The sequence below is a fragment of the Prevotella falsenii DSM 22864 = JCM 15124 genome (assembly GCF_000613945.1).
Lineage (GTDB): Bacteria > Bacteroidota > Bacteroidia > Bacteroidales > Bacteroidaceae > Prevotella > Prevotella falsenii.
The window spans coordinates 1-26,055 of record NZ_BAJY01000035.1; the positions used below are offsets into that span (position 1 = coordinate 1).

Sequence of the window (26,055 nt, forward strand, 5' to 3'; positions counted from 1 at the left end):
GTAAGAAATAGCCTATAAAGTAGGTTTTTCGTCAAGCAGCTACTTCATTCAAATCTTCTTACGATTAGAAGGAACCACCCCTTTGCGTTGGCTGAATGCACAGCAAAAAGTGTAAGCGTGCGCACTAAATAACGTGAGTTCGATATAAGAATTACGCCGGTGTATTATTTAAATTACCTGTTTAACCTGCTTTCGTATATCGGAACTCACGTTAAATATCATCTATTTCGGTTCTTTCTTCGTCAGTAGATTGTATTCTTACATCGCGAAACGAGGTAGGCGACACACCGAAAAAGTTGCGGAAAAGGCGATTGTAGGTACTTCGTGAGTTAAAACCGGCCATCAATCCGGTGTCGTTGATGTTCATATCGGGACGCCCTACCAACAATGCAGCTGCATAGCGTAGGCGATAGCGCGTAATAAATTCCGATATGGTGAGTCCGTCGGCATACTTTCTAATAGCACTTCCTAAGTAAGTTCGGTTCGTATTTAACAGCGCAGCCATCGTTTCCCGATTGAAATCGGGGTCGCGATAAGGCTTATCCCTATCCATCATTTGGCAAGTTTCTATAAACAAACGTTCTTCCATCGTCAGCTTTTCTTCCGATAAAGTTTCCAGCGAAGCAAGGTTTAAGCGTTCCGTCAGTTTAAAACGCTGCACAGTTTTAAACATTATCCTCTCTCGTTGCCGTAGCTTTCGTGTGTAAATATAATAAACCACACCTAACAATATCGAAACCAGCAATGCACCCAAGGATATGACTAAATTCGCATTAGCCTGATTTCTGTTTGCCCGTTCGTTCTCCAATTGGTAGTTCACGCTCATTTCGTTGAGTTGGTTACGCATATATTCTTCTTCCAGACTATCGCGTTTTTCCATCAAACTGCTGTATAACTGCGATGCCTCCTTGTATCGACCGGCACTGTTTAATATGTTGGCATGGTTGATAAGCAGGCTGTTCATACCCATTGCATCGTTGATAGAGGCACTTATTTTCAAACATATATCGCTGTATTTCAGAGCTTTTTCGTAGTCTTTCTTACACATCCAAAACTGCGCTATACTATGATAGTAGGCTGATTTCACCCTTATGGTTTGAGAGTTTATGGTCGAAGCGACCTTCTGAAGATAATTATTGGCTTCATCATAGTTACCCAATTGCATTTGTGCGTCAGCTATTGAAAGGTTACAATAGGCATACCAAGGTGTCAAGAGCAATAACGAATTGCCTTCTTTCGTTGCCGTTTCGGCATAATCGTTTAGCTTTTCCTCCCATTCCTGCGCAACTTTGAGCATTTGCGAATATAGCCTTTCATTATAAAGAGCATCGGTATAGTTGGAGTAAATCAGTATGAGCAAGCGGTTATTGTGTTTCAGTTTCTTGGCATATTCAAGCGCAATGGAAAAGTGTCGCAGCGATATGACACCGTCGTACATACCTGCATATATTTCTCCCAGCAGGTTGTTTGCCACAGCAAGCCCATATCCGTTTTTCCGTTTCTTTGCATCGGCGAACAGTTCTTTGGCCTCTGAAAGTGCCTGAGTGATTTTTTGTGTGTAGAAATATCGTTCTATCAGGAGCGACCACAATTCGTAATAGTAGTCTGTATAGCCGTGGGCTATCATTTTATTCATGGCAACAGGCACTTCCTGATATAGTTCTTTGTCCTTGTCGTAATTATAATAGTAGCTCATCAAGCGTTTCAACGCATACAATTCATTGGATATTGAAGCCTGCTTTTGTGCCTCTACGATATAAATCTTCAATAGTTCGTATTGATGTTTGTCGTCTTTTCCGATGGCGTCATCGCAAATATTGCGCAAATAGAGCAATCGTTTCCCTTTCGGTAATTGCAGCATTTTAGCACGAACGGTGGTTGGATTTACATCAGCAAACGTAACGGAAAAGCCGGCTATAAAGATATAAAGCGCACAGATAATGGTTCTTAAGAAATCAGGCAGAGTAGATGTAAAATCGTATATAAGTCGCTTCATATCAGTAATATTTTCATATTTCTACAGGTTCATTAAGCTAAAAACACATCAAAATTCCATTTCTGCAAGTTCTCTCATACCTAACACTTGGAAAGCAATAATGTTTTCAAACTACATAGATAACTATCTGACCACAAAGATAATTATTTTATTTTAATCGTTATCTATTTCCCTGTTTATATTTTCCTAAACTGTTGTGTTGTTCCTACAACAGTTCGGGCAACTCGTATAGCTTCGTGCCGTTGCTACCTTTTATTAATATGTAGTGTTCCTTGGGCTGACAGCGCGCTATTTCCGCTTTTACCGCCTCAACGTCCTTAAACTTTTTAAAGGTCGTAGTGGTGTTTCCGAAGTCCTCGCCCACAAGCCAGACGTTCGTAATGCCTGCTGCCACAAGCAAGTCTACTACTTTTTGGTGTTCCTCGGCGGTTGCTTCGCCCAGCTCGCGCATATCGCCCAGTATCGCCATCTTGTTGTCTGCTGCCATCAAACGGAAGTTTTCTATGGCTGCTGCCATACTCGAAGGGTTGGCATTGTAGGCATCTACAACGAGTTTATTGTTCGGTGTTTCCGTCAGTTGCGAGCGGTTGTTGCTCGGTACATAGGTTTCCAATGCGTGGCAAATTTGCTGTGGGGCAACACCGAAGTGCAAACCGATGGCAATGGCAGCCAGCATATTGTCTAAATTGTATGCTCCGACAAGGTGGGTCAGCACTTCTTTCCATTCGCCTCCTGCTTCGTGCCAACGGAAACGCAGGAAAGGCGCACAGTCTACCACCTCGCCTTGCACATTTGCCGTTTCGTCCTGACCATACGAAACCACACGTTCAAAATCACGTTGCGCAGCCATTTCCACTAAGTCGGCGTTGCTTTCGTTCAGGAAAAGCAGGCAGTCGTGCGATTTCAAGTAGTCGTACAGCTCGCCTTTAGTTTGCTTTACGCCTTCAAAACTGCCAAATCCTTGCAGGTGAGCGCAGCCCACATTGGTAATCAGTCCACAGGTTGGCTCTGCATATTCCACTAATTTCTTGATGTCGCCTCTGTGCGATGCCCCCATTTCTATTACGGCAATTTCGTGTTCCGGACGCAGGCGCAACAAGGTTTTAGGCACCCCCACATCGTTGTTGAAATTGCCTTCGGTGTGTAAAACATTGAATTTCTCTGCCAGCACAGCCGATATAAGTTCCTTTGAAGTGGTTTTCCCATTTGTGCCTGTAATACCTATCACAGGTATTTGAAACGTGCGACGGTGTGCCCTTGCTATTTCCTTGTAGGCTACGAGGGCATCGTCTACGAGTATAATGCGGTCGTTTCCCACTTCGGCATACTCTTTCTCGTCGATGATGGCATAGCTGCAACCTTTTCCCAATGCTGCTTTTGCAAATCTATTACCATCGAACGAAGCCCCTTTCAGCGCAATGAATATGCTGCCTTCAGGGCAATTGCGGCTATCAGTTGTTATAACAGGGTGCTGTTCGTATAGTTTGTACAATTCTTTGCTGTCCATATCTTCGATTTTTAATATATGCAAAGGTAATGGAAATAGTAGAAACATCAAAGAAATAGCCTGCTTTTATTGGGCAAGAAAGGCAGAAAAAGGAATACAAAGACATACACAGCAATCGAATACATCTGCGATGCAATGCCGCTATTTCGGTTCAGCGGATATTTAATGAGGTAATTCTTTCTTTGCTGTTTAATAGCGATAATTTTATAAAGATTATTCCATTAAAAAGTGGCAATTACGGTTTGACATTTCAAAAGCGTAGGTTTTGCATCGCAAAACAGCCGCTTTTACCTTCCAAAACCTACGATTTCATCGGCGGAAATGGGTGATAAAAGAAACTAAAATCTCGCAAACTCAAGTTGAATTTGCGGGATTTAATATGGTGTTAATTACAAAAAATTAATCGTAGTATTATCCTTCGGAGGAACTGAAACCACAGCGTGGTTGTCTTTTCCCCGCCATTATGAATTACGATGGTCGTCGCGACGTGGTCGGCGTTCGCCTCTATCGCCACGTGGACGACGTTGCATCTCTACATATCCTTCGGGCTTTTCAAGCAAGCAACGGCGCGAAAGCTTGTACTTACCGGTCTTAGGGTCGATGTCAAGGAGCTTCACTTGGATTTTGTCGCCTTCCTTAATGCCTGCTTCTTCAACAGTTTCAAGGCGTTTCCAGTCGATTTCCGAAATGTGGAGCAAGCCGTCTTTGCCCGGCATAATCTCAACAAAGCAACCGTAAGGCATGATAGAGCGAACTGTTCCTTCGTAAACTTCACCGATTTCCGGTACAGCAACGATTGCCTTAATCTTACTCATTGCTGCGTTGATAGCATTCTTATTAGGTGCAGAAACTTGGACTTTGCCAACGCCTTCCACCTCGTCTATGGTGATGGTAGCACCGCTTTCTTCCTGCATCTGCTGAATTATCTTGCCCCCGGGGCCGATGATTGCACCGATAAATTCTTTTGGAATTTCGAGTGTTTCAATACGCGGAACCTGTGGTTTCATCTCCTTACGTGGCTCAGGGATAGTCTCTACTATCTTGCCGAGAATGTATTCGCGAGCTTGCTTTGCCTGCATGAGTGCCTTTTCGAGGATTTCAAACGAGAGTCCGTCGCACTTAATATCCATCTGTGTGGCTGTAATACCGTCGCGAGTACCTGTTGTTTTGAAGTCCATGTCGCCCAAGTGGTCTTCATCGCCAAGAATATCGCTGAGTACAGCATACTTTTCTTCGCCCGGATTTTTAATCAAACCCATTGCAATACCCGATACTGGCTTCTTGATGGGCACACCGGCGTCCATCAAAGCAAGTGTTCCTGAGCATACGGTAGCCATAGACGAAGAGCCGTTAGACTCCAATACCTGACTTACAAGACGCACTGTGTAGGGGAAATCTTCCGGTATCATGCCCTTCAAACCGCGCCATGCCAAGTGTCCATGACCAATTTCGCGACGGCCGACACCACGTTGTGCCTTTGCTTCGCCTGTACAGAAAGGAGGGAAGTTGTAGTGAAGAAGGAAACGTTGGTAACTCTTGTCGAGCACGTTGTCTACCATCTTCTCGTCCAGCTTCGTACCCAATGTACAAGTAGCGAGTGCCAATGTTTCGCCACGTTGGAAGTATGCACTTCCGTGAGGCATAGGTAATGGTTCTACTTCGCACCATATTGGGCGGATTTCATCGCATGCACGACCGTCCATGCGCTTACCTGTATCAAGAACGCTGCGGCGCATTGAGTCGCGCTGTACATCAGCGTAGTAACGTTCAATCTGTGCGTGTTTTTCCTCGAGGTCGTCTTCCGAAAGGTCGGCATGTGCAGCATCGTAGCGTTCAATAAAGTCCGACTTAATCTTGTCGTAAACTTCTTCGCGGTGCTTCTTATCGCTGTCGCCGCTCTGTGCTTCCGCATAGCAAGCATCATACGTTTCTTTCTTCACCTGCTCGCGAAGCTCTTCGTCATTTACTTCGTCGCAATATTCGCGCTTAACATCTGTGCCAAGTTCCTTTGCAAGTTCTTCTTGTATTTCGCACATAGGCTTTATGGCGTCGTGCGCTGCCTTAAGGGCGTTGATAAGGTCCTGTTCCGAAACCTCGTCCATCTCGCCTTCCACCATCATAATGTTGTCTTTGGTGGCACCGACCATAATATCCATGTCGGCTTCCTTCATTTGTTCGAAGGTAGGGTCGATGATATATTCTCCGTTTACACGTGCTACACGCACTTCAGAGATTGGGTGTTCGATAGGAATATTTGAGCATTGCATGGCTACCGATGCTGCAAATCCTGCCAAAGCATCGGGCATATCAACGCCGTCGGCTGAAAGAAGCATTACTGTAACGAATACTTCTGTGTGATAATCTGAAGGGAAAAGAGGACGAAGCACACGGTCTACAAGACGCGATGTGAGAATTTCGTCGTCGTTGGCTTTGCCTTCGCGCTTTGTGAAACCGCCGGGGAAGCGACCTGCGGCAGCATACTGCTCGCGATAATCTACTTGCAAAGGCATAAAGTCTGTACCTGGAACTGCCTCTTTGGCTGCACAAACTGTTGCGAGGAGCACAGTGTTACCCATTCTGATTACTGCTGCGCCATCGGCTTGCTTTGCAACCTTTCCAGTTTCAATTGTGATGTTTCTTCCATCAGACAATTGAAGAGTTTTCGTAATTACGTTCATCTAAAATTTAAATACTTATTGTTTTGACCTAACATCATAAGGAAAAGTAAAGACTACAAAAAGGCAAAAAAACAATCATAGTTTTGCCTTGTAAGGCGTTTACTTATTCCGCATAACTTTTTAAAATCGCACAAAATTAAGGATTAATTGCTGAACAGACGAATAAAAGTTCAATTATTTTTTGCTTTAACTTGTTTTTCAGCCATTTCACCCTAACCGATAGGCATTTATATACGATTTGTTGGACTTTCTCATTCCAATTCGATAGGTGCACAGCAACTTTGCAACTTGGTTGCACTATCTTTTGTTTACCTTTGCACCAAAATCAGTAACAAAACAAAAAAGCGATGAAGAAAAAAGTTATAAGAATTATTCTTACGTCCGTGTTGCTATTGTTGGCATGGATTGTAGAACACAATTGCAATTTGCCAACATGGCAAATGCTGGTTATTTACCTTGTTCCTTACTTGCTTATCAGCTACGATGTGTTGGGCGAAGCAGTGGAAGGAATTATGGAAGGCAACCCTTTCGACGAGAATTTTCTTATGTCTGTTGCCACAATAGGTGCGTTTGCAGTGGGCTTTCTGCCCAACGGAGAGCCGCAATTCTTGGAGGGTGTCTTCGTTATGCTGTTCTTCCAAGTGGGCGAACTGTTTGAACACTACGCCGAAGACAAGACGCGAGACTCCATTTCCGACCTTATGGACATACGCCCTGATACGGCAAACGTAGTAAGAAACGGCGAAACCATCGTGGTAGAACCGTCTACCGTCGCCATTGGCGAAGTGGTTCTTGTGAAGCCGGGCGAAAAGATTCCGCTCGACGGAGAGGTTGTTGAGGGTAGTTCAAGTTTGAATACGGTAGCCCTGACAGGCGAAAGCATACCAAAAGATGTTATGCTTGGCGATACCGTTGTATCGGGTTGTGTGAATATTTCGGGGTTACTGAAGGTGAAAGTGAGCAAGACTTTCAGCAATTCTACGGCATCAAGGATATTGAATTTGGTAGAAGAAGCCGGCGAAAGCAAGTCGAAAAGCGAATCGTTTATTCGTCGTTTTGCACGTGTCTACACACCTATCGTGGTTATTTCTGCCCTCTTTTTAGCGTTCATTCCGCCATTTTTTGCAGAAAACTATGGCGATGCGCTGTCTACTTGGCTCTACCGTGCACTTACTTTCCTTATCGTAAGTTGTCCTTGTGCCTTGGTTATCTCTATTCCGTTGTCGTTCTTCTGCGGTATCGGTGGTGCCGGACACGCCGGCATTCTTATAAAAGGTGGCAACTATATGGAGGCGTTAGCTCGTGCCAAAACCATTGTATTCGACAAGACGGGTACACTTACACATGGTGTTTTCGAGGTCGAAGCCATTCACCCGAATAAACTTTCGGAACAAGAACTCTTGCATCTTGCTGCCCACGTAGAGCAATATTCCAACCACCCCATTGCGGCTGCACTGCGTAATGCCTACAAAGAAACGTCGTGCGAATGCAAGATTGAGAATACGAAAGAAGTTGCCGGACAAGGCATTTTTGCCGAAATCAACGGTAAAAAAGTGTGTGTCGGCAATGCAAAAATGATGGCATCAATCGGTGCAACCATCACTACTTGCGAAAAATGCCAACACCTTAAAGGAACTACAATATATGTTGCATTAGACGGAGAATATGCCGGACACATCGTAATATCCGACCAAATAAAAGCCGATGCTGCACCTGCGATTGCTGCTTTAAAGAAAACGGGAGTAGAAAAAACCGTAATGCTGACAGGCGACCGCAAGGAAGTGGCTGCGTTTGTAGCTGAACAGTTGGGCTTAGACGAATATTACAGCGAACTGATGCCTGCCGACAAGGTGGCGCATGTAGAACGCTTGCTCAGCGAAAAACCTGCCAACGGCACACTCGCCTTTGTCGGCGACGGTATAAACGATGCTCCGGTATTGGCTCGTGCCGATATTGGCATAGCAATGGGAGCACTCGGAAGCGATGCAGCCATTGAAGCCGCAGATGTTGTTTTAATGGACGACAAGCCTTCAAAAATAGCCAAAGCCATCGGTATATCTCGTCGCACCATCGGTATAGCACGCCAAAACGCAGTGTTTGCCATCGGCATTAAAGTGGCAGTGCTCGCACTTTCTACCGTCGGCATCGCAACAATGGGAATGGCTGTCTTTGCCGATGTAGGCGTAATGGTGCTTGCCGTGCTCAATGCTACCCGCGCTTTAAGGGTGAAATAAGTGCGTGCTGCCTGTTTAGAGGAAACAACATGGCAACAGCAAAACGGCACTAAACAGAAACCGAAACAGAACAAAAATGCTTTCATATTGCAGTTTATGCTTTATGAAAGCATTTTTTTATGCTGCAAACATCGCTTTATTCAATATTAATAAGTACTTTTGCAAAATAAAAACAGACTTGGTTAATGGGTATTACAATTACAAAAAAAACGCTTTATCGCGAGATTTTAGATTATATCATGATTGCTATCGGGTGTTTCTCCTATAGCATTGGTTGGACCATCTTCTTACTGCCCAACAACATCAGCACGGGTGGCGTGGCAGGATTGTCGTCTATTTTCTTTTGGGGATTGAACATTCCGGTTTCTGTTACCTACTTCGTTATGAACGCTATCTTATTGGGCATTGCACTGCGATCTCTTGGTTTGCGTTTCTGTATTAAAACTATTTACGGCGTATTGGTTATGACTTTCACGGTAGGATTTATGCGCGAGTTCTTCCCAAACCCCACTATCTTGAGCGACCAGCCGTTTATGGTTGCCCTCATAGGTTCGTTGTTCTGCGGCTTAGGATTAGGTTTCTGCCTCTCATACAACGGCAGTACGGGCGGTTCGGATATTGTTGCAGCCATCGTTAATAAATACCACGACATTTCGCTTGGGCGTGTGCTTGTCTTAGTCGATACCACCATTGTTACATTAAGTTATGTAGTGCTGAAAGATTGGGAACAAGTAATCTATGGTTACGTTTGTTTGGTTATCACATCGTTTGTGTTAGACCAAGTCGTTAATTCAGGACGACGCTCTGTCCAGTTCCTTATTATTTCCGAACGATACGAAGAAATATGCAAGCAGATTACAGAAACGCCACCCCATCGTGGCTGTACCACGATAGATGCGCACGGCTATTACAGCGGACAAAACACGAAAGTGGTATTGGTTGTTACACGCCAACGCGAAGCAAGAATGCTCTATCACCTCATCAACGACATCGACCCACACGCCTTTGTAACGCAAAGTCAGGTTATGGGTGTATTCGGGCATGGCTTCGATAAGTTCAAAGTAAAGAGCAAAGCAGCAAAAAACAACAGCGGAACAACCGCTTTAGAAACGAAATAATACAAGTGGGTGGGTCAAAAACAGAACTTGACCCACCCGCTTTTCGCTACAAACCACCTACACAATCTTACTCTTACACGCTTCATTCCTAAACAACGAACCGCACATATTCTTTATTTCACAGCATAAAAACGTACCATTCTTCCGATTTAAAGGCTGTTATACCCATCAATACTTTTTGTTTGCCAAATTATTTACGTGTAGAAAAATATTTATTTACACGTAAAGAAATATTTACTTACACGTAGAAAAATAATTATTTACGTGTAAATAATTCATCAATGTACTGTTTTAAGGGAAACAAATAATAAAACAGAATAAAGTATTTCGCATAGAACAACACAATATACCGCTACTTTGATAACTTTCAACAAATATAATGGCAAGGCTCATTGCATACTATCTGTTCCGGAGAAGCCGGCAATGAACATAGAAATAGTTCGCAAAAGCAGACTTATAGCATAGAGCTTGTATCGAATTCACGCTAAAAAGAGCGGCTTTATTCATCGGCTCGCTTCATACGTGCAGCCAATTGGAAGATGGCAGGAATGAAGATACAGAACGAGAAGAGTAAACCTAAATACATTGTACGCTCGTTGCCGTGGAAGAAGTCGATGAGCTTTCCGTCTGCCATATCGGGCATCAGGTGGAACATAATGTAAGCAGTGGTGTTGTTCACCCAGTGCAACATAATGCCCGGAAGTACGCTACGAGTGCGCATATACAGCCAACCTAAAGCTATTCCGATAACAAATGCGTGTGTGCCTTGTGCCCAATTGCCGTGTATCGCGGCAAAGATTAAAGCCGTTAAAACTATGGCGAGCCATCTGCCTTTTCTGCCGAAAGCATCGAGTAAAACACGCAAAACAGCACCACGGAAGATTAATTCTTCGGCAATAGGGGCAAGTATGCCTATTACAAGATAGCCAAGTGGTTGTTTCATAATGCTCTCAAAGAGTTGCACCATATTATCCGACACCGTAATTTGTACCTTCTCGTAGATAAATTGTGCAGGAAGAATGAGACCGATGGAAAGCATTGCCGACCAAAACAGCACACCCCAAGGTTTTGAACGAAGATAGGTGGGCGAGATAGGCGACCATTTTCTCTTAACAAAAAGGAGGATAACGGTAACGCTTGAAAGCAAATAGGAGATTACGATAACGTCGGTATATTGCCCCGTTTGTATTCCTTTTAGCACCTCGTTGAAGTCTGAACCCTTCAAATAAGTATAGATACCGATGGCGGAAAACTCGAAAATAAACTGGATAACGAAGAATAACGAAACGAAAAGAGCGACATATAACAGGCTCTTTAAAATGCTTTTTTCTTCCATAGCTGTTTCTTTTATTATATGTTTCTATTGTTTTCTAAAATAGTTCTTATCTGTTGTTCGTCCAACTGCATTTGTTCTGCAAGTGCATCTAAGGTCGGAAACTTCCTGTCGGAGCGCACACGACTGATAAAACGAACCTCTATTGTTTTGCCGTATAAGTCGCCCGAGAAGTCGAAAATGTGCACTTCCACCGATAAATCTGCGCCGTTGAAAGTGGGACGATTGCCTATATTGAGCATTCCGCCATATTCCTTTTCATCGTTTGCAATACGAACACGCACGGCATAGACACCCATTGCCGGAAGAAGTTTTTCGGTTTCGCGTATGTTTATATTGGCAGTGGGATAGCCCAACTTGCGTCCGTTCCGATAGCCACCGACTACATTGCCACGCAAGGAATAGGGTATGCCCAAACACCGAGAGGCTTCTTCCATATTGCCCGCTTCGATAAATCGGCGGATAACCGAAGAACTTACATTAAAATCGCCCATCGAAAAGGCAGTGATTTGGCAGACATCAACGCCTGTTTCTTTGCCAAAAAGCACGTAATCATCGAAAGTTTCGGTTCTGTTATGCCCAAAACGGTTGTCATAACCCATCATCAATTTGCACACGTTAAGCTGCTTATGAAGTACGGTATCCATAAACTGCCTCGATGTAAGTTGCGACAAGGCTTTGTCAAAATGAAGTACAACAATGTGGTCGATTGCCGTTTGCTCAAGCTTCTCTAACTTTTCATCGAGTGTAGACAGCATTTTGGGTTGGTAGTCGCTTTGCAAAACTTGGCGAGGGTGGCGGTCGAAAGTTATCACCATCGACTCTAAACCGTCTTGTTTTGCCATTTCGGCAAGGCGATTGATAAGAAACTGATGACCAAGATGCACACCATCGAAAAAGCCAATCGTGGCAACTGACGGTTTCTCCGGCCTCAATTTATCAGTATATATATCTTTAAGGAATATTGTTTTCATTTTATACAACGCTTCCAACCTAAGTCTGCAAGCATTCGTTCTAAATCTACCGGCAAGCTGTTCCAAGTTTACGAGCAAGTGAGACTAACTTTACAAGCAAGTTACACAAACTTTACAAGCAAGTTATACGAACTTTACAAACAAGTTATACGAACTTCACAAACAAGTTATACAAACTTTACGAGCAAGCTACACGAACTTTACGAGCAAGCTACACGAACTTTACAAGCACAACCGCCTAAACTAAACATTATCTTTCATCTTTCTTTTTGCATTCCTCTTGTTTCTTTATTGCATTCCTCTTGATTGCTTACGGCATCATTTCTAAAATGTATTGCGCAAGTCTAAAATGCTCAACAAGGTCGTAAAACGACCTAACGAATTGCAGTGCAAAGATACACCAAATAGCCCGAAACTATGCTTTGCAGTACGCAAAATGTGTTAAAACGCTAAAAATATCCCCGCATCATTCACGTTTTTCCGATTTATTCATTATCTTTGCAGCCGTATTCAACGAGTACCGGACTTGTAGCTCAGTTGGTTAGAGCAACAGACTCATAATCTGGAGGTCCCTGGTTCAAGCCCAGGCTGGTCCACAAACAGGTTTCAAGAGGACGTTGGAAAGAATGTCATTTCAACCTTTAGGACAAATACAAAAGGGTGTATCATAATTTATTTTTATGATACACCCTCTTTGTTTTCAGTATGTTCGCTGAATATACTTTTCGCTTTTGCTCTACACTTTTATAAATTTATGAGCATCTTACCTCTGTCTTAATCTTACATATTCTATGCTATTATACCGGTCAGTATATTCAATCGAATTATCCCCGACCTACCTTAATCTTACATACCCTATGCTATGACACTGTATTTAAGGCTATTATAATAGCAGCAAATCACGGTTTAGTTTGTTAAAACCTGCCATTAGACAAATTATTTACATGTAAATAATTTCTTCTTTACACGTAAAGAAATATTTACTTACACGTAGAAAAAGAATTATTTACACGTAAAGAATTTATCGGTGTGCTGTTTTTGAAAGATAAAAGTTTAAAGGAAGTTGTGCTCCAAGGGTAATATCTACAACTGACTAAGCTGTTTTTGCAAAATAAAAGTTTAGCGGAAGTGGTGTAACGCTTGCCATAATATCAAATGAGAATACGTAAGAAACAAATACGGAATACGTAAGAAACAAATATGGGATACGCAGGAGACAGGCGTGGGATACGTGAAAGGCGAATGTAGGTTATTTTGTAGGCAACGGAAAGTGCGGTTATTTCTCTATTTTTCCATCTGCATTCTTGTGCTTCTCCTCTATTTCTTTTTCCATTTTCTTACGTTTTTGCTCTGCCATCGTTTCGTTGTAAGCGCGCAAAATAGGGTCGCCGACATTTATTCCATCGAACTTTCTGAATACTTCGCGTTGCTTTCTGACGTGCTCTTTGTCGCGTCTGAGACGCTTGTTGAGCATTAAACCAAAGTCGAATTCCCCTATACTGTGTGCCGGAGCTTGCTCAATAATATCGCGTTTAGGCAGTTGCTTCAGCATTTCTCTGCCGTTTACGATGTGCTTGCCCCATACCACCACTTCGTCAAGATAGTTCTTTTCGGGAAAAAGAAAGACGGTATCTTTCAGCACTTCTGCACGTGTCAGGGTTTCGGGGTGGTATTTGGGACAGGAGAAAGTTGCAGTTTCGTAGGCATCGGGCAAGCGTACAAGTCCCCGATAGTCGGTTTTGCCAAAGTGTTTCCCATCTACGGCAATGGCAACGTTGCGAATAGGCAGACTCGTTGCACCGTCGCAGACCTGCACTTGCTGGGCATAGACGGCGGAAAAACTCGTCAGTAAGACTATGAACAGTAAAATTCTCTGCTGCATGAACTTTGATTTATCATTGCAAAAATACACTTTAAATTTCACACAATGAGTTTGTTGCGGTGCAATTACTTGTAAAAATAACAAACAAAAGTAAACAAGCAACGCACTAAAGATAGAATATGGCTTCGTTACCCATATTGAAAAGCAGGTCGAGAATGCTGAGATTGGGCTGAAAACCTATCTTTTGTTCGTACACTTGATAGTAAGGTTTGGGTACGAAATCGGCATCGGAAAGCGGGCGTTTCGGACGTATCACTTCTCTAAAGTCGGCGTAAGGCAAGGCGGTTTCGCCTGCTTTGCCCATTGGCAGAAACTCTTCGGTAGGGCGAATATCGGGCTGTATGTCGAGCAATTCACAGAGTGTATGGGTGATTTCCATATTGAAATCGAAAAGAAACTCCCACTTCTTTTCAAAGAAAGGGCGAATATCGTCTTGGTAATACTCGAAGAACGGACTTTCGCCGTAAGCCGACAGCAGTGCATTCCAATGCTGATGACGCCAGTTATCGTGATCGCTGATGCGCACATCTTTCATCTTGCACTTCGCGTCGTCGAACCTTTCCACGGGTATCGAAAGGGTTTGCACGCCGTTTGCCGTAGCTATTACGCAGCGGTTGCGATAGGTTTGCTTCACGAAATGGTCGTGTTGCTCTATCAGGCACACATCGTATCGGTTCAGTTTCTGATACCACTGAATGGGCGCAAAGTAGGCAGAGGAAAGTAATGCCGGCATAATAAAATGGTTGTAAAAGAACAGATGGACAAAAAAAGAATAGCATTGTCGGGCAAGTCTGACTCCTCAGACCTTTCAGACAATGCTATCTTATTCACAACTATGATATTACTTTATGTTATCAACCCATTTAAACAGGCGGCTCCAACGTATGCCACCGAAGCCTCGACGGTCGGGGTCGCTCGACCACCATACAAACAACGGCTTGCCCACGATGTGGTCTTCGGGCACGAAACCCCAGTAGCGGCTGTCCGCAGAGTTGTGTCGGTTGTCGCCTTGCATCCAGTAGTAGTCGAGTTTGAAGGTGTACGACGTCGCAGGTTTGTCGTTAATGTAAATCTTTCCTTGCTTTACTTCGAGCTTGTTGCCCTCGTAAACCTTGATGCAACGCTCATAGACAGGCAGGTTTTCCAACGTCAGTGCAATGCTCTTGCCTTTTGCCGGAATCCATACAGGACCATAGTTGTCGCGTGTCCATACTTTCCAGCCAAGGTCGGAGTTGCGCGGATAGTCCGAACCGGAATATATATCCTTGTCGGTTACAGGGCGTATTGCCTTCACAATGCCACGCTGTTTCAATGCAGCCGCAGCACGTTTGGTGAGCGGCATGTAGCCATCGTACTGCAAAGCAGCCTGATTCAATACCAATCCTTGCTCTACGTCGTAGCCATGCAGACGGCTAAGACTTTGTATATCTTCGTTGCTGATGCCCAAATCCTTGCGCAAGTCGTCGTATTGTTCGCCCAACAGGTCGGCAGCCGTTATGTTGTTGAACTTCACCATATAGGTATATTGCACGTTTTCGGGCTCTTTGTTCGGCTTTCCGTTAAGATATACAATCTTGTTCTTTATCTGCAAGGTTTGTCCGGGCAAGCCTACACAACGTTTTACATAGTTTTCGCGACGGTCGGTAGGGCGCGAATCTATCTCGCCGTATGTCATTACGTTATTGACGATGTAGTTTCTGCCAAGCGCATACGCTTTATCGTAGAACGCTCGCTGCTGTAACGCATTCTTATTGGTAGTTGCCAACTTCGGATTTTGCTGCATCAAGAGACTCGTTCCTGTTTCGTAAACCATACGATAATAGTCGTCTGCCTGATACTGAGGCTCGCTCATGATGGTGTCGCCTGCAGGATAGTTGAACACAACAATATCGTTCAGCTGCACTTTGCCCAATCCTGCCACGCGGCGATACTCCCAATGCGGAAACTCAATGTAGCTCTTTATGTTGAAGAACGGCATCGTGTGCTGTGTAAGGGGCACCGTAAGCGGTGTCTGCGGTATGCGGGGACCGTAGCTTAACTTCGATACGAAGAGGTAATCGCCCGTGAGCAACGACTTCTCAAGCGAAGAAGAAGGTATCACATAATTCTGAAAGAAGAAGAGATTAATAAAGTAAACGGCTACAAGAGCGAAGACAATGGCATCTACCCACCCCATTATGAACCTCACGGGACCGTCCGAATTCTTCCACCATTGCCACTTTATCTTCTTCGTAATGTACGCATCGTAGATAAACGGCAACACGATGAGCCCCCACCAGCTCTTCACCCAAAGGAGGAAAGCGAGGTAAAGAACTGCTACAACTATAAACTTTGCCCACTGTTTCTTGGGGTTGAGCTTTGCTTTTTCTTTATCAATCATTGGTTATAAAATTATTCTTGTGTCATTCCCACATTGTGGGCGTTTTTCTTTAGAACTTAAATAAATCGTTTGTAGATAGCAGTCCGCTATGCTCTTTTGTATATTCGGCAGCCAAGACAGCACCCAAAGCAAAGCCTTTTCGGTTATGTGCATCGTGTGTTATCGTAATGCTGTCGGCTTCAGAGTCGTAGCTTATGCTGTGAATACCGGGCACTTCGCCTCTGCGAACAGAAGCTATCGGGAGCACATCGGCAGGCATTGCCTCTGCCGAAGTAACGCTACCGTCGGCAGCAACCTGCTTTCCTTTCGCCCATTTCGCCTTGCGGTCGATGTTGTCCAATATGTCTTCTGCCAGCGTTATGGCTGTCCCGGAAGGCGCATCGAGCTTATGAACGTGGTGAACTTCCTCCATTGCCACATCGTATTGCGGGTATTGGTTCATTATCTTAGCCAAATAGCGGTTTACCGCTGCGAAGATAGCCACCCCGATAGAGAAGTTGCTCGCCCAAAACAAGGTTTGTCCGCCCTCTGTGCAAAGGCGTTCCACATCGGCTTTATGCTCGTGTTGCCAGCCCGTAGAACCGCTAACCACCTTCACGTTGTGTGCAAAAGCCTTTAAATAGTTGCCGTAAGCGGCTGTGGGGGTGGTAAATTCGATGGCTACATCGGCAGCTGCGAAAGCAGGAGAGTCGAACTCTTCCTGATTGTCTGCGTCTATCTTGCAAACTATTTCATGTCCACGCTCAAGGGCAATCTGCTCTATCATGTGTCCCATCTTGCCGTAACCTATTAGTGCTATCTTCATTCTGTTGTCTTAATCTGTATGGTTTTACTTTGTCGTAAAAACGTTATAAAAACACTTTTATGCTACTGCAAAGTTAGCAGAATTAGTAGATAACACAAAAAATATTTATTATTTTTAATGCTTTCGAAGTTATTCGAGTATCATTTTCATACACTTTTTATATTATATTAGACCATATTCTTACAAAAAAGTTATAATTTTGCAGCCGCTTTACAAGTTAGTTTGAAATTCTAACTACCGTCAAGTGATAAACTGAAGAGAATGATTTGTTTTAAAAGAATATATTTTTTGACTATGCTATTGGTATGTCTTTGCTGTCGGGCAAAGGCGTACAGCTCGTTTAACGATACCGTCAAGCACGTATATTCAAGAAGTTTAACCGACAGTTTATGTGCCGATGTCGATACCGGCATCGTCCTTCAGAAGGTTGGAAACACGCTCGAACGCATCAGCAACACCCGTTTTCATAAGATTGTATATTCCAGTGCGCCACTCATTGTAAACGGTCTCATCGTGCGAGGACAGAACAAACACTTCCGAGGATTAAGGAACGACTACCTGCCGGAGTTCAACCGACACTTAGACAACTATACCCAGTACCTCCCTGCCGCCGTTATGTTAGGATTAAAGTTGGGCGGCGTGGAAGGCAGAAGCAGCTGGGGGCGCATGCTTGCTTCCGATGCGCTGACGGTTGCAGTTATGGCAAGCATCGTAAACACGCTGAAACATACCACCCATGTAGAGCGTCCCGATGGCACCGACCACCATTCTTACCCTTCCGGACATACAGCGACAGCCTTTATGACGGCTACAATGCTTAACAAAGAGTATGGGCACAAAAGCCCTTGGATTGGCATTGGGGCATACACCGTAGCCTCTGCCACAGGTCTTATGCGCATGGCAAACAACAAACACTGGCTGAGCGACGTGCTGACAGGTGCCGGAATAGGCATACTTTCTACGGAATTGGGGTACTATTTTGCCGATTTGATATTCAAAAACCGTGGACTGAACAATGTGAACGAAAATGAAACGTTCGACAAGATGCTTAATCCGTCGTTCCTTAGTTTGAACTTTCAGATTAGTTTACCCTTAGGTTCGTACCCCATTGGGCAAGATTCGGAGTTCAAAGTGTCGTCGGGCTGCACGTCGGCAGTCGAAGGTGCTTACTTCTTTAATCCGTATGTAGGCGTCGGAGGAAGGTTCTCGGTTTCACGTACTTCGGTTATCGTAGACAAGATTAAGGCAGAAGACGATGTTTTCGATGCGTGGAAAATAAGTGCTGGTGCTTATTTTTCCTACCCGCTTTCGGAGCGTTGGCTCGTTGGAAGCAAACTTTTGGCAGAGCATGTACAGTATCCCGACTTACAGCTGACGGACTATTTAATCGACGCACAACACGGTTTCGGCTTCGGTACAGGGCTTTCGCTTACGTTCAGAGCACGCCAACGCTATGGCATTCGCTTTCTTTTAGACTACGACCTACTGCCTTATCGCACACAAGGCAATCGCACTTGTATTCATTCATTGACGTTAGGGTCAGCCTTTCTCATTACCTTTTAGCTGCAACAGCATAGGGAAGAAAAGTGCACAATTCTATTATTACTATGTATTTATAGTATTCCGAAAGTTCCTATAAACCTTTAAGGCAATACGTGGAAATTGCCTTGACTTTGTAAACATAATTCGTTGAGAAAACGATAATTGCGATTTGACGTTGCGAAAGCGGCTGTTTTGCAATGCAAAATCTACGCTTTCATCGTGTAAAACCTACGCTTTCGGAATGCAAAACAACAGGTTTTGCAATGTCTTGACAGATAAGAAGTTAAGCGATACTTACGATTGCGAAGAATATTTACGGTTTTATTGTCTTCTTTTCGTTTATGAAATAGGTTGTCTCCATTAAATTTCTACCGTTTCTCCTCTGTATTTTTATCCGTTTATAAAATATGCTGCGAGAAATGGTAGAAAGCAAAAATATTGTTACCTTTGTAGTTATGGTAATCTTCTTCTTTAGATATGAACTCTGACTAAAGAAGGAATAAAGGAAAGAAAAAGCATAAAACAAGAGTTCTAATTTATTTCCTAAACAGTGTGATTATGAAAATTAAATCTTTATTATTGGCAGCCTTGGCTTTTGTGCCATCGGTTTTGTCGGCACAGGTTATTGAGGGTGATGTGTTGGTGAAAGGCGACGGTGCGCCCATCAATTACAAAATTCCGGAAGGAATACGCGAAATTGCTCCGAATGCCTTTGCAACATCATCTGTCAGAAGTATCGAATGCCCTGCTTCGCTCGAAGTTATAGGGCAGTGCGCATTCTTCTATGCCACCGAACTAAAGTCGGTTACGTTTGCACCAAATAGCAAATTGAAGACCATTGGCGAGCAGGCTTTCAGCGATTGCACGAACCTTGAGACCATCGAATTGCCAAACTCGGTAGACTCCATTGGTGTAAATGCCTTTGTATTGTGCGAGAACCTGAAGAAGATAACCATACCCACAGGACTTAGGAAACTTTCTCGCAGCACGTTTATGTCTTGCTTCAACCTTATGAAAGTTAAGTTTCCGGAAACGCTGAAAGTAATAGACGAAACTTGTTTTGCCAACTGTGTTTCGCTTACTTCGCTGACGCTGACGGGCGTAGAAACCATTGGCGAGCGTGCTTTCTACAATTGCAAGGTGCTGACCAACGTAAAACTGAACGAAGGTTTGAAGGAAATAAAAGACAATGCTTTCCAGCGTTGTATCGCCATTGAAACACTCGAACTGCCTGCATCGGTAGAGAAGACAGGCGCAAAGCTGTTCTTGCAATGCCCCGAATTTGAAGGTTTCACGGTTGTTGCAGGTGCTAAATACATGATGGCAGACGGTGGTGTGCTCTATTCTAAGGATAAAAGCACGCTCTACGAGTGCCCACAGACAGTGAAGAGCGATAATTTCGTTGTACCGAATGAAACAAAATTAATCCGCTCAATGGCGTTCTTTGAGTGTCAGGACATTAAGGCAATTACACTTCCTAAAAACCTTGAAAAGGTAGGTACGGGCGCATTGTCAAACAATGGTATGGCAACGTTCCACTTTGCTACGAACAATTACTTGATTTATGAGGACAATGCGCTTTATTATAGAAGCCAAAACGGCAACGGACTCTACTTGATGGCAATTCCTTGCAAGGGCACTAAGACTGAGTTTTTACTTCAACCAAAGACCTCTTACATAGCCGACTATGCTTTTTCATATAACAACAGTATGCAGAAAGTTAGCTTGCCCGATTCTGTAATAGGAGTCGGACCACGCGCTTTCTATGCCTGCCACGGCTTGAAAGATATTTATAGCTATCGCAAAACAGCTCCGATTCTCGGAGAAGAAGTATTTGGCGATGTTGAATTTAATAAGGTGTACTTGCACGTAAGAAAAGGTTCGGAGAAATCTTATACCGACAACAGCTGGCTGTTCCTATGGGGCGACAATATCGAAGGCGACTACCCGAATGTTGTTGATGCAATAAAAGGCGTTACAACTGCAAGCGGAGACATCGCAGTTGTCAGGCTGAATACAAATGAAATTCGTTTAACAGCCGATACCAATATCACTTCGGTAGAACTATACAATGCTGCGGGTGGATTGGTAAGCGAAAACAAGCAACTCGGTAGCAACGAAATTGTGCTGGCTTTGCCTCATCGTGGCATCTACGTTGCTAAGCTGAGGCTCGGCAATGGTAGCGTAAAGGTTGTAAAAATATAACCCCAAAGTTTGATACAACGGCTTCTGTGATTGTCGCACGGAAGCCGTTTTGCTTTTCTTTGAAAGTATTTGTGCCTAAGTATTGCTGCCTTGTAAAGCTGCAAAAACACCATGCCGACGAATTATTTACACGTAAATAATTATTTTTCTACGTGTAAGTAAATATTTCTTTACGTGTAAATAATTTCTTCTTTACACGTAAAGAATTTGCCGGATAACGTTGTTTGAAGGCTTATACATTATATTTCAATGGCTTATCTATATTTGAACAGACACGCTTTCTGTTTGTTATATAATTCTGTAGACACATTTTTAATAGACGTACGGGATAGACAGATAGAAGCCGGAAAGCTGTGTAGGAAAAGCAGACACTTGTTCTGATGCTGTGCACACGGTGTTGGTTGTGGCTCGACGGCCAGCAATAGTGCTTGAAAAAGTAAAGCGAGCAATCTGCACAATGGCAAATTGCTCGCTTTTGTAGGTTATTGTCGTGTTGCAATTACTTCTTCATATCAGCCTCAATCACTTCGATTGCTTTCCGAACAATGTCGCTTTGCTCGTTCCATATTCGGAAATATTCAGTCATATCCCATAGGTCGCGTGCGACGAGCGACTTTAGTTGGTGGCGCATATAAGCCACGGTTTTGTCGAGTTCATCGGCATTTTTCGGTTCTATCTTCTGTTTTTTAGCCTCTGCAATGATTTGGTCGGTAAGGCCGGCGGGCAATTCGTAGTTCTCCTTAAAGTCATCGAAAGTCTTGTAGTTCTTCTTCAATGTCTTGCGGTTGTTGTCCACATACTTTAAGAAGGCGTCCATAATGAGGTTCTTTGCCATAAGTTTGCGGTGGAACGACGTAAACTTTGTGGTGTCCAATGGTACGAAATAGTCGGGCATAACGCCACCACCGCCATATACCGGTCGATGTTTGCGAACGGTATAGAACTTCAGCGAGTCGGCAAAATGAATGCTGTCGGGATTTGTTAGTTCGCCGCGCTTCAGTCGGTTCTCCAAATCCATATCGTAATCTACCTTGTCTCCTTTCTTGTAAGGCTTTTGAATGCAGCGTCCGCTCGGAATATAATAATGTGCTACGGTAAGCCTTATCATACTTCCATCGGCGAGTTCAAACGGTCGTTGAACAAGTCCTTTGCCGAAAGTGCGACGCCCAATGATGGTGCCACGGTCGTTATCCATAATCGCACCCGAAACTATTTCGGCAGCCGAAGCACTTAATTCGTTTACCAAGACATAGACAGGAATGTCCTTCAGTCGTCCGTTGCCCCGTGCTTTGTAGCTCTGTCGCGGCACCCGGCGACCTTCCGTGTAGACTATCATATCGTTATCTTGCAGAAATTCGTTCGCTATGCGCACTGCCGCTTCAAGAAAACCGCCGCCATTGTCCTGCAAATCGAGTATCAAACGTTGCATACCCTGCTGTTTAAGCTTTTCAACGGCTTCCATCAGCTCCTCGTGGGTCTTCATTCCGAAGCTCTCCAAGCGTGCGTAACCTATGCCCGGACGAATCATATAGGCTGCGTTGAGCGTGTGAACAGGTATTTTGGCACGTGTAACTAAAAAGTTTATCATGTCTTTTACACCACGGCGCACGATGCCTAACTTAACTTTTGTACCTTTTTTGCCACGCAAACGCTTCATAATGTCGGTGCGATTCATTTTCACACCTGCTATCAGCGTGTCGTCCACCATAACGATGCGGTCGCCCGAAACGATGCCCACTTTCTCCGAAGGACCGTTCACAACGGTTTGAATGACCACCAAGGTGTCTTCGATGATGTTGAATTGCACGCCAATACCTTCAAAATCGCCTTGCAAAGGTTCGTTCATCGCCTTTGTTTCCTTCGCATCGGTGTAGGTAGAGTGGGGGTCGAGCCCTTTCAGCATGCCACGAATGGCGTCTTCCACCACTTTCTGCTCGTCCACTTCGTCTACATAAAAGTTGGAAATAGCTATCTCTGCCATCTGCATTTTTCGCATAGGCGAGTCGCTACCGAGGTTTAAATTGATTTGTGCAGCAGCAAAAGTGCTGAACAGCAAGAGTGTTATTGATAAAAGAAAACTTCTCTTCATAATCTTCAGTTCTTATTTCAAGTAGGGTTGTAAGCCCGCTTTGGATTTGTTATGGTGCAATTAAGCGTATTTTATTCCATTGGAACGTCATTCACAAGGTCTTCTTCTATCACCAAGTTGTCGATGATAAAGTTTTGTCGTTCCATTGTATTTTTACCCATATAGTACTCCAACAAGTTTTTCACTTGGTCGTTTTTGTGCAGCGTAACCTGCTCTAAGCGCATGTCGGAACCGATAAAATGGGCGAATTCATCGGGAGAAATCTCTCCAAGACCTTTAAATCGGGTTATCTCCGGGTCAGGTCCGAGAGCCTCAATCGCATTTATTCTTTCTTCTTCGGTGTAACAATAAATCGTGATAAGGTCGTTTTTCTTCTCACCTTTCAGTCGTTTTGCGTCTTGTTCTTCTATTATTTTCTTGTTCTTAATCTTTGTACGTTTGTTGCGTACGCGGAACAATGGTGTCTGCAAGACATAAACATGGCCTTTCTTTATCAGTTCCGGGAAGAACTGAAGGAAGAACGTTATGATGAGCAAACGTATGTGCATGCCGTCTACATCGGCATCGGTGGCTACAATAACTTTGTTGTAGCGCAATGTATCCAAGCCGTCTTCGATGTCGAGTGCTGCCTGTAAGAGGTTGAATTCTTCGTTTTCGTACACCACTTTCTTTGTCAGTCCATAGCAGTTGAGTGGTTTTCCGCGCAGCGAAAATACGGCTTGCGTGTTTACATCTCGGCTTTTTGTAATGCTTCCGCTGGCAGAATCGCCCTCTGTAATGAAGATAGAGCTTTCTTCTTTCTGCTCGTTCTTGACGTCGCTGAAGTGCACACGGCAGTCGCGCAGCTTCCTATTGTGCAGGTTTGCCTTCTTTGCTCGCTCGCGTGCCAGCTTCGTAATGCCTGCCATAGCCTTGCGTTCGCGTTCGGTTTCTTTTATTTTGTTTTCCAAAATGTCGGTAAATTCTTCTTTATGAATGTGCATGAAGTTATCGACATTGGTCTTTATGAAATCTCCAACAAACTTATTGATGGTGTCGCCGTCGGGTGCCATCACCGTAGAACCGAGCTTTATCTTGGTCTGCGACTCGAAAACGGGTTCTTCAACATTAATGGCGATGGCGGCAACCATACCGTTTCTGATGTCGCCATATTCGTATTTGCCGAAGAATTCTTTGATAGTCTTGGCTATATGCTCTTTAAATGCACTCTGATGAGTACCTCCCTGCGTGGTGTGCTGTCCGTTTACGAACGAGTAATATTCTTCTCCGTATTGGTTTGTATGCGTAAAGGCAATCTCAATGTCATCGCCTTTCATGTGTACGATGGGATAAAGAGGGTCTACGGTCATATTGTCGGAGAGCAAATCCTTCAATCCGTGGCGACTGACAATGCGATGCCCATTATACATAATGGTAAGTCCTGTGTTCAGATAAGTGTAGTTTCGCAGCATGGTAACGACAATATCGTCTTGGAAACTGTAGTTTTTAAAGAGCGTGTTGTCAGGTTCAAAGTAGATGTAAGTGCCCTGCTCGTCGTTCGACTTTGTGGTTTTATCGGTTTTCTTTATGCCTTTTTCGAACGTTAATGAGCGCACTTTCCCCTCTCGGAAGCTCTTTACTTCAAACTTTGCGCTGAGTGCATTCACCGCTTTTACGCCTACGCCGTTCAGTCCGACACTCTTTTTAAATGCTTTCGAGTCGTATTTGCCACCCGTATTCAACACAGATACCGCCTCAACGAGCTTTCCTTGCGGAATGCCACGTCCATAATCGCGCACCGAAACCCGAAGATTGTCTTCCACTTCTATTTCTATGCGTGTGCCTTCGTTCATCTTAAATTCGTCGATAGAGTTGTCGATAACTTCTTTCAGCAGCACGTAGATACCGTCTTCGGGCAGTTTTCCATCGCCCAATCGCCCGATATACATACCGGGACGGGTGCGTACGTGTTCCATATCCGAAAGATGTCGAATGTTATCGTCGGTATATGCTACTGTCTTTTTGCTTTCTTCAGCCATATTTTCGTTTAAACGGTATTTCTGTTTCTTCTTTATAAACTCTTTTTAAAGCAACGACGGCGTTTGTGGTTTACGGTTTCGAATATGTCCCATTGACTTTGCACACTGTCATTGGTTTCCATTTCCACTTGAGTCTCGCCCCATTTAAAGCCGTGTTTAATATAACGTGGAATTAAATCGTAGAACAACAGCGCGTTTGCACCCTTTGCACGGTACTCAGGAAGAAAGCCTAAGAGCAGCAAGTCTATACCTTCTGTTTTGGCAAACTTAATAACTCTCAATACATGCCACCAGCCGAAAGGAAACAATCTTCCCTTTTTGCACTTCTGCAAAGCGCGGCTGAGCGAGGGCAGAGTGATGCCCATACCTGCGATTTGATTGTCTTTGTTACCATCTTCAATCACGGTGATGAACTCCAAGTTGGCAAATGGGAAATACTGTTCTATGTATTGGTCGATTTGACGGTCGGTTAATTCAGAGAAACCATACAAGTCTTTGTACGTACTATTGATGAGATTGAAAATCTTCTTGCCGTAACCGCCTTCAAAAATATCTTTTTTAGTGAGTTTCTTGATGCGCAAATTGTACCTCTTCTGAATCATTTCAGAGAGCTTTACAAACTTTTCGGGAATGGCATCGGGCACGTTTATCTTATATTCAAGATAGTCTACGTCTTTTTCCCAGCCACTCATTGCTTCCATGTGCTTTGGATAGTAGTCGTAGTTGTAGCTTGTTGCCATAGTACCCAATTGGTCGAAACCCATTGTCAGCATACCTTCGGGATCCATATCGGTAAATCCTAACGGTCCTGCAATGGTTTCCATACCTTTTGTACGACCAAAATCAGCCACAGCATCGAGCAATGCCGTAGACACATCAATATCGTCAATGAAGTCTATCCAGCCAAAGCGAACGTCTTTCCGTTCCCATTTTTGGTTGGCTTTATGGTTGATAATGGCTGCCACACGTCCTGCTATCTTATTGTCTTTAAATGCCAAATAGTATTCAGCTTCGCAGAATTCAAAAGCCGCATTCTTGTCTTTTGAGAGCGTATTCCATTCATCTTTATAAAGATTGGGTACGTCGTAGGGGCTGCCGGCATATAGGTCGTAATGAAATTCTATAAAAGATTTTAGGTCTTCTCCGTTCGCTACCTTCTTAATTTCTATTGATGACATATTATAATATTTCTTTCATACTTTACTTTTGAACATACAAAGGTACTCATTTTAAGCAATATTTCCAAATTTACACCTCTTTTTTGCTGATTATTAGTATATGTTCCTTGTCGGGC

Annotated in this window: 17 protein-coding genes and 1 tRNA gene; 6 read left to right on the top strand and 12 right to left on the bottom strand. The window is 43.8% G+C overall.

Annotated features, from left to right (window positions below; all coding sequences use genetic code 11):
- The first annotated feature begins 7 nt into the window (after positions 1 to 7).
- Positions 8 to 115, top strand: a complete 108-nt coding sequence (locus JCM15124_RS17000; RefSeq protein ID WP_262499281.1) for an AraC family transcriptional regulator — start codon at positions 8 to 10, stop codon at positions 113 to 115.
- A 96-nt stretch (positions 116 to 211) separates the two neighbouring features.
- Here JCM15124_RS17000 and JCM15124_RS10700 read toward each other — a convergent pair whose 3' ends face one another.
- From JCM15124_RS10700 to pnp, 3 genes are all read right to left on the bottom strand, one after another.
- Positions 212 to 1,996: a helix-turn-helix domain-containing protein gene (locus JCM15124_RS10700; protein WP_024999428.1), complete on the bottom strand. Its 1,785-nt coding sequence runs from the start codon at positions 1,994 to 1,996 to the stop codon at positions 212 to 214.
- Between the two features lie 205 nt (positions 1,997 to 2,201).
- Positions 2,202 to 3,503, bottom strand: coding sequence for a UDP-N-acetylmuramoyl-tripeptide--D-alanyl-D-alanine ligase (locus JCM15124_RS10705; protein WP_024999429.1), 1,302 nt, complete (start codon positions 3,501 to 3,503; stop codon positions 2,202 to 2,204).
- Positions 3,504 to 3,964: 461 nt separating this feature from the next.
- Positions 3,965 to 6,181: a polyribonucleotide nucleotidyltransferase gene (gene pnp, locus JCM15124_RS10710; protein ID WP_024999430.1), complete on the bottom strand. Its 2,217-nt coding sequence runs from the start codon at positions 6,179 to 6,181 to the stop codon at positions 3,965 to 3,967.
- 347 nt (positions 6,182 to 6,528) lie between these two features.
- On the opposite strand from pnp, the gene JCM15124_RS10715 reads away from it, so the two are divergent.
- Positions 6,529 to 8,415, top strand: coding sequence for a heavy metal translocating P-type ATPase (locus JCM15124_RS10715; RefSeq protein WP_024999431.1), 1,887 nt, complete (start codon positions 6,529 to 6,531; stop codon positions 8,413 to 8,415).
- Positions 8,416 to 8,600: 185 nt separating this feature from the next.
- Positions 8,601 to 9,533, top strand: coding sequence for a YitT family protein (locus tag JCM15124_RS10720; protein ID WP_024999432.1), 933 nt, complete (start codon positions 8,601 to 8,603; stop codon positions 9,531 to 9,533).
- 499 nt (positions 9,534 to 10,032) lie between these two features.
- On the opposite strand, the gene JCM15124_RS10725 is transcribed toward JCM15124_RS10720, so the two are convergent.
- Both JCM15124_RS10725 and JCM15124_RS10730 read right to left on the bottom strand, forming a co-directional pair.
- On the bottom strand, positions 10,033 to 10,869 hold the full coding sequence (locus JCM15124_RS10725; protein WP_024999433.1) for a CPBP family intramembrane glutamic endopeptidase: 837 nt from the start codon (positions 10,867 to 10,869) through the stop codon (positions 10,033 to 10,035).
- A gap of 14 nt (positions 10,870 to 10,883) precedes the next feature.
- The gene (locus tag JCM15124_RS10730; protein WP_024999434.1) at positions 10,884 to 11,840 is read right to left on the bottom strand and encodes a bifunctional riboflavin kinase/FAD synthetase; all 957 of its coding nucleotides are present in this window, start codon (positions 11,838 to 11,840) and stop codon (positions 10,884 to 10,886) included.
- A gap of 522 nt (positions 11,841 to 12,362) precedes the next feature.
- On the opposite strand from JCM15124_RS10730, the gene JCM15124_RS10735 reads away from it, so the two are divergent.
- A tRNA-Ile gene (locus JCM15124_RS10735) sits at positions 12,363 to 12,436 on the top strand.
- 680 nt (positions 12,437 to 13,116) lie between these two features.
- On the opposite strand, the gene JCM15124_RS10740 is transcribed toward JCM15124_RS10735, so the two are convergent.
- From JCM15124_RS10740 to dapB, 4 genes are all read right to left on the bottom strand, one after another.
- Positions 13,117 to 13,722, bottom strand: coding sequence for a hypothetical protein (locus JCM15124_RS10740; RefSeq protein ID WP_024999435.1), 606 nt, complete (start codon positions 13,720 to 13,722; stop codon positions 13,117 to 13,119).
- A gap of 106 nt (positions 13,723 to 13,828) precedes the next feature.
- Positions 13,829 to 14,455, bottom strand: coding sequence for a WbqC family protein (locus JCM15124_RS10745; RefSeq protein ID WP_036885383.1), 627 nt, complete (start codon positions 14,453 to 14,455; stop codon positions 13,829 to 13,831).
- Between the two features lie 108 nt (positions 14,456 to 14,563).
- A complete protein-coding gene (locus JCM15124_RS10750) occupies positions 14,564 to 16,102 on the bottom strand; it encodes a S26 family signal peptidase (protein WP_024999437.1) in 1,539 nt (512 codons plus the stop codon).
- 49 nt (positions 16,103 to 16,151) lie between these two features.
- Positions 16,152 to 16,907, bottom strand: a complete 756-nt coding sequence (gene dapB / locus JCM15124_RS10755; protein WP_024999438.1) for a 4-hydroxy-tetrahydrodipicolinate reductase — start codon at positions 16,905 to 16,907, stop codon at positions 16,152 to 16,154.
- A gap of 294 nt (positions 16,908 to 17,201) precedes the next feature.
- Here dapB and JCM15124_RS10760 point away from each other — a divergent pair, with 294 nt between their 5' ends.
- Together JCM15124_RS10760 and JCM15124_RS10765 are read left to right on the top strand one after the other, a co-directional pair.
- Positions 17,202 to 18,470 (top strand): phosphatase PAP2 family protein, encoded by a 1,269-nt coding sequence (locus JCM15124_RS10760; RefSeq protein WP_024999439.1) that lies wholly within the window; start codon positions 17,202 to 17,204, stop codon positions 18,468 to 18,470.
- 537 nt (positions 18,471 to 19,007) lie between these two features.
- On the top strand, positions 19,008 to 20,654 hold the full coding sequence (locus JCM15124_RS10765) for a leucine-rich repeat domain-containing protein (RefSeq protein ID WP_024999440.1): 1,647 nt from the start codon (positions 19,008 to 19,010) through the stop codon (positions 20,652 to 20,654).
- Positions 20,655 to 21,153: 499 nt separating this feature from the next.
- Here JCM15124_RS10765 and JCM15124_RS10770 read toward each other — a convergent pair whose 3' ends face one another.
- The 3 genes from JCM15124_RS10770 to JCM15124_RS10780 all read right to left on the bottom strand — a co-directional run bounded on the left by JCM15124_RS10770 (position 21,154) and on the right by JCM15124_RS10780 (position 25,939).
- Positions 21,154 to 22,743, bottom strand: coding sequence for a S41 family peptidase (locus JCM15124_RS10770; RefSeq protein ID WP_024999441.1), 1,590 nt, complete (start codon positions 22,741 to 22,743; stop codon positions 21,154 to 21,156).
- A 71-nt stretch (positions 22,744 to 22,814) separates the two neighbouring features.
- Positions 22,815 to 24,761 carry a DNA topoisomerase IV subunit B gene (locus JCM15124_RS10775; protein ID WP_024999442.1) on the bottom strand — a complete coding sequence of 649 codons (1,947 nt, stop codon included), beginning with the start codon at positions 24,759 to 24,761 and terminating at the stop codon, positions 22,815 to 22,817.
- A 32-nt stretch (positions 24,762 to 24,793) separates the two neighbouring features.
- Positions 24,794 to 25,939: a hypothetical protein gene (locus tag JCM15124_RS10780; protein ID WP_024999443.1), complete on the bottom strand. Its 1,146-nt coding sequence runs from the start codon at positions 25,937 to 25,939 to the stop codon at positions 24,794 to 24,796.
- Positions 25,940 to 26,055: the final 116 nt, after the last annotated feature.

Bases quoted from the DNA above. Each gene is read 5' to 3' on its own strand.
- JCM15124_RS10725 (WP_024999433.1), bottom strand. From the start codon at position 10,869: ATGGAAGAAAAAAGCATTTTAAAGAGCCTGTTATATGTCGCTCTTTTC.
- JCM15124_RS10745 (WP_036885383.1), bottom strand. From the start codon at position 14,455: ATGCCGGCATTACTTTCCTCTGCCTACTTTGCGCCCATTCAGTGGTAT.
- JCM15124_RS10780 (WP_024999443.1), bottom strand. From the start codon at position 25,939: ATGTCATCAATAGAAATTAAGAAGGTAGCGAACGGAGAAGACCTAAAA.
- JCM15124_RS10765 (WP_024999440.1), top strand. From the start codon at position 19,008: ATGAAAATTAAATCTTTATTATTGGCAGCCTTGGCTTTTGTGCCATCG.
- pnp (WP_024999430.1), bottom strand. From the start codon at position 6,181: ATGAACGTAATTACGAAAACTCTTCAATTGTCTGATGGAAGAAACATC.
- JCM15124_RS10740 (WP_024999435.1), bottom strand. From the start codon at position 13,722: ATGCAGCAGAGAATTTTACTGTTCATAGTCTTACTGACGAGTTTTTCC.
- JCM15124_RS10715 (WP_024999431.1), top strand. From the start codon at position 6,529: ATGAAGAAAAAAGTTATAAGAATTATTCTTACGTCCGTGTTGCTATTG.
- dapB (WP_024999438.1), bottom strand. From the start codon at position 16,907: ATGAAGATAGCACTAATAGGTTACGGCAAGATGGGACACATGATAGAG.
- JCM15124_RS10720 (WP_024999432.1), top strand. From the start codon at position 8,601: ATGGGTATTACAATTACAAAAAAAACGCTTTATCGCGAGATTTTAGAT.
- JCM15124_RS10705 (WP_024999429.1), bottom strand. From the start codon at position 3,503: ATGGACAGCAAAGAATTGTACAAACTATACGAACAGCACCCTGTTATA.
- JCM15124_RS10770 (WP_024999441.1), bottom strand. From the start codon at position 22,743: ATGAAGAGAAGTTTTCTTTTATCAATAACACTCTTGCTGTTCAGCACT.
- JCM15124_RS10775 (WP_024999442.1), bottom strand. From the start codon at position 24,761: ATGGCTGAAGAAAGCAAAAAGACAGTAGCATATACCGACGATAACATT.
- JCM15124_RS10760 (WP_024999439.1), top strand. From the start codon at position 17,202: ATGCTATTGGTATGTCTTTGCTGTCGGGCAAAGGCGTACAGCTCGTTT.
- JCM15124_RS10730 (WP_024999434.1), bottom strand. From the start codon at position 11,840: ATGAAAACAATATTCCTTAAAGATATATATACTGATAAATTGAGGCCG.
- JCM15124_RS10750 (WP_024999437.1), bottom strand. From the start codon at position 16,102: ATGATTGATAAAGAAAAAGCAAAGCTCAACCCCAAGAAACAGTGGGCA.
- JCM15124_RS10700 (WP_024999428.1), bottom strand. From the start codon at position 1,996: ATGAAGCGACTTATATACGATTTTACATCTACTCTGCCTGATTTCTTA.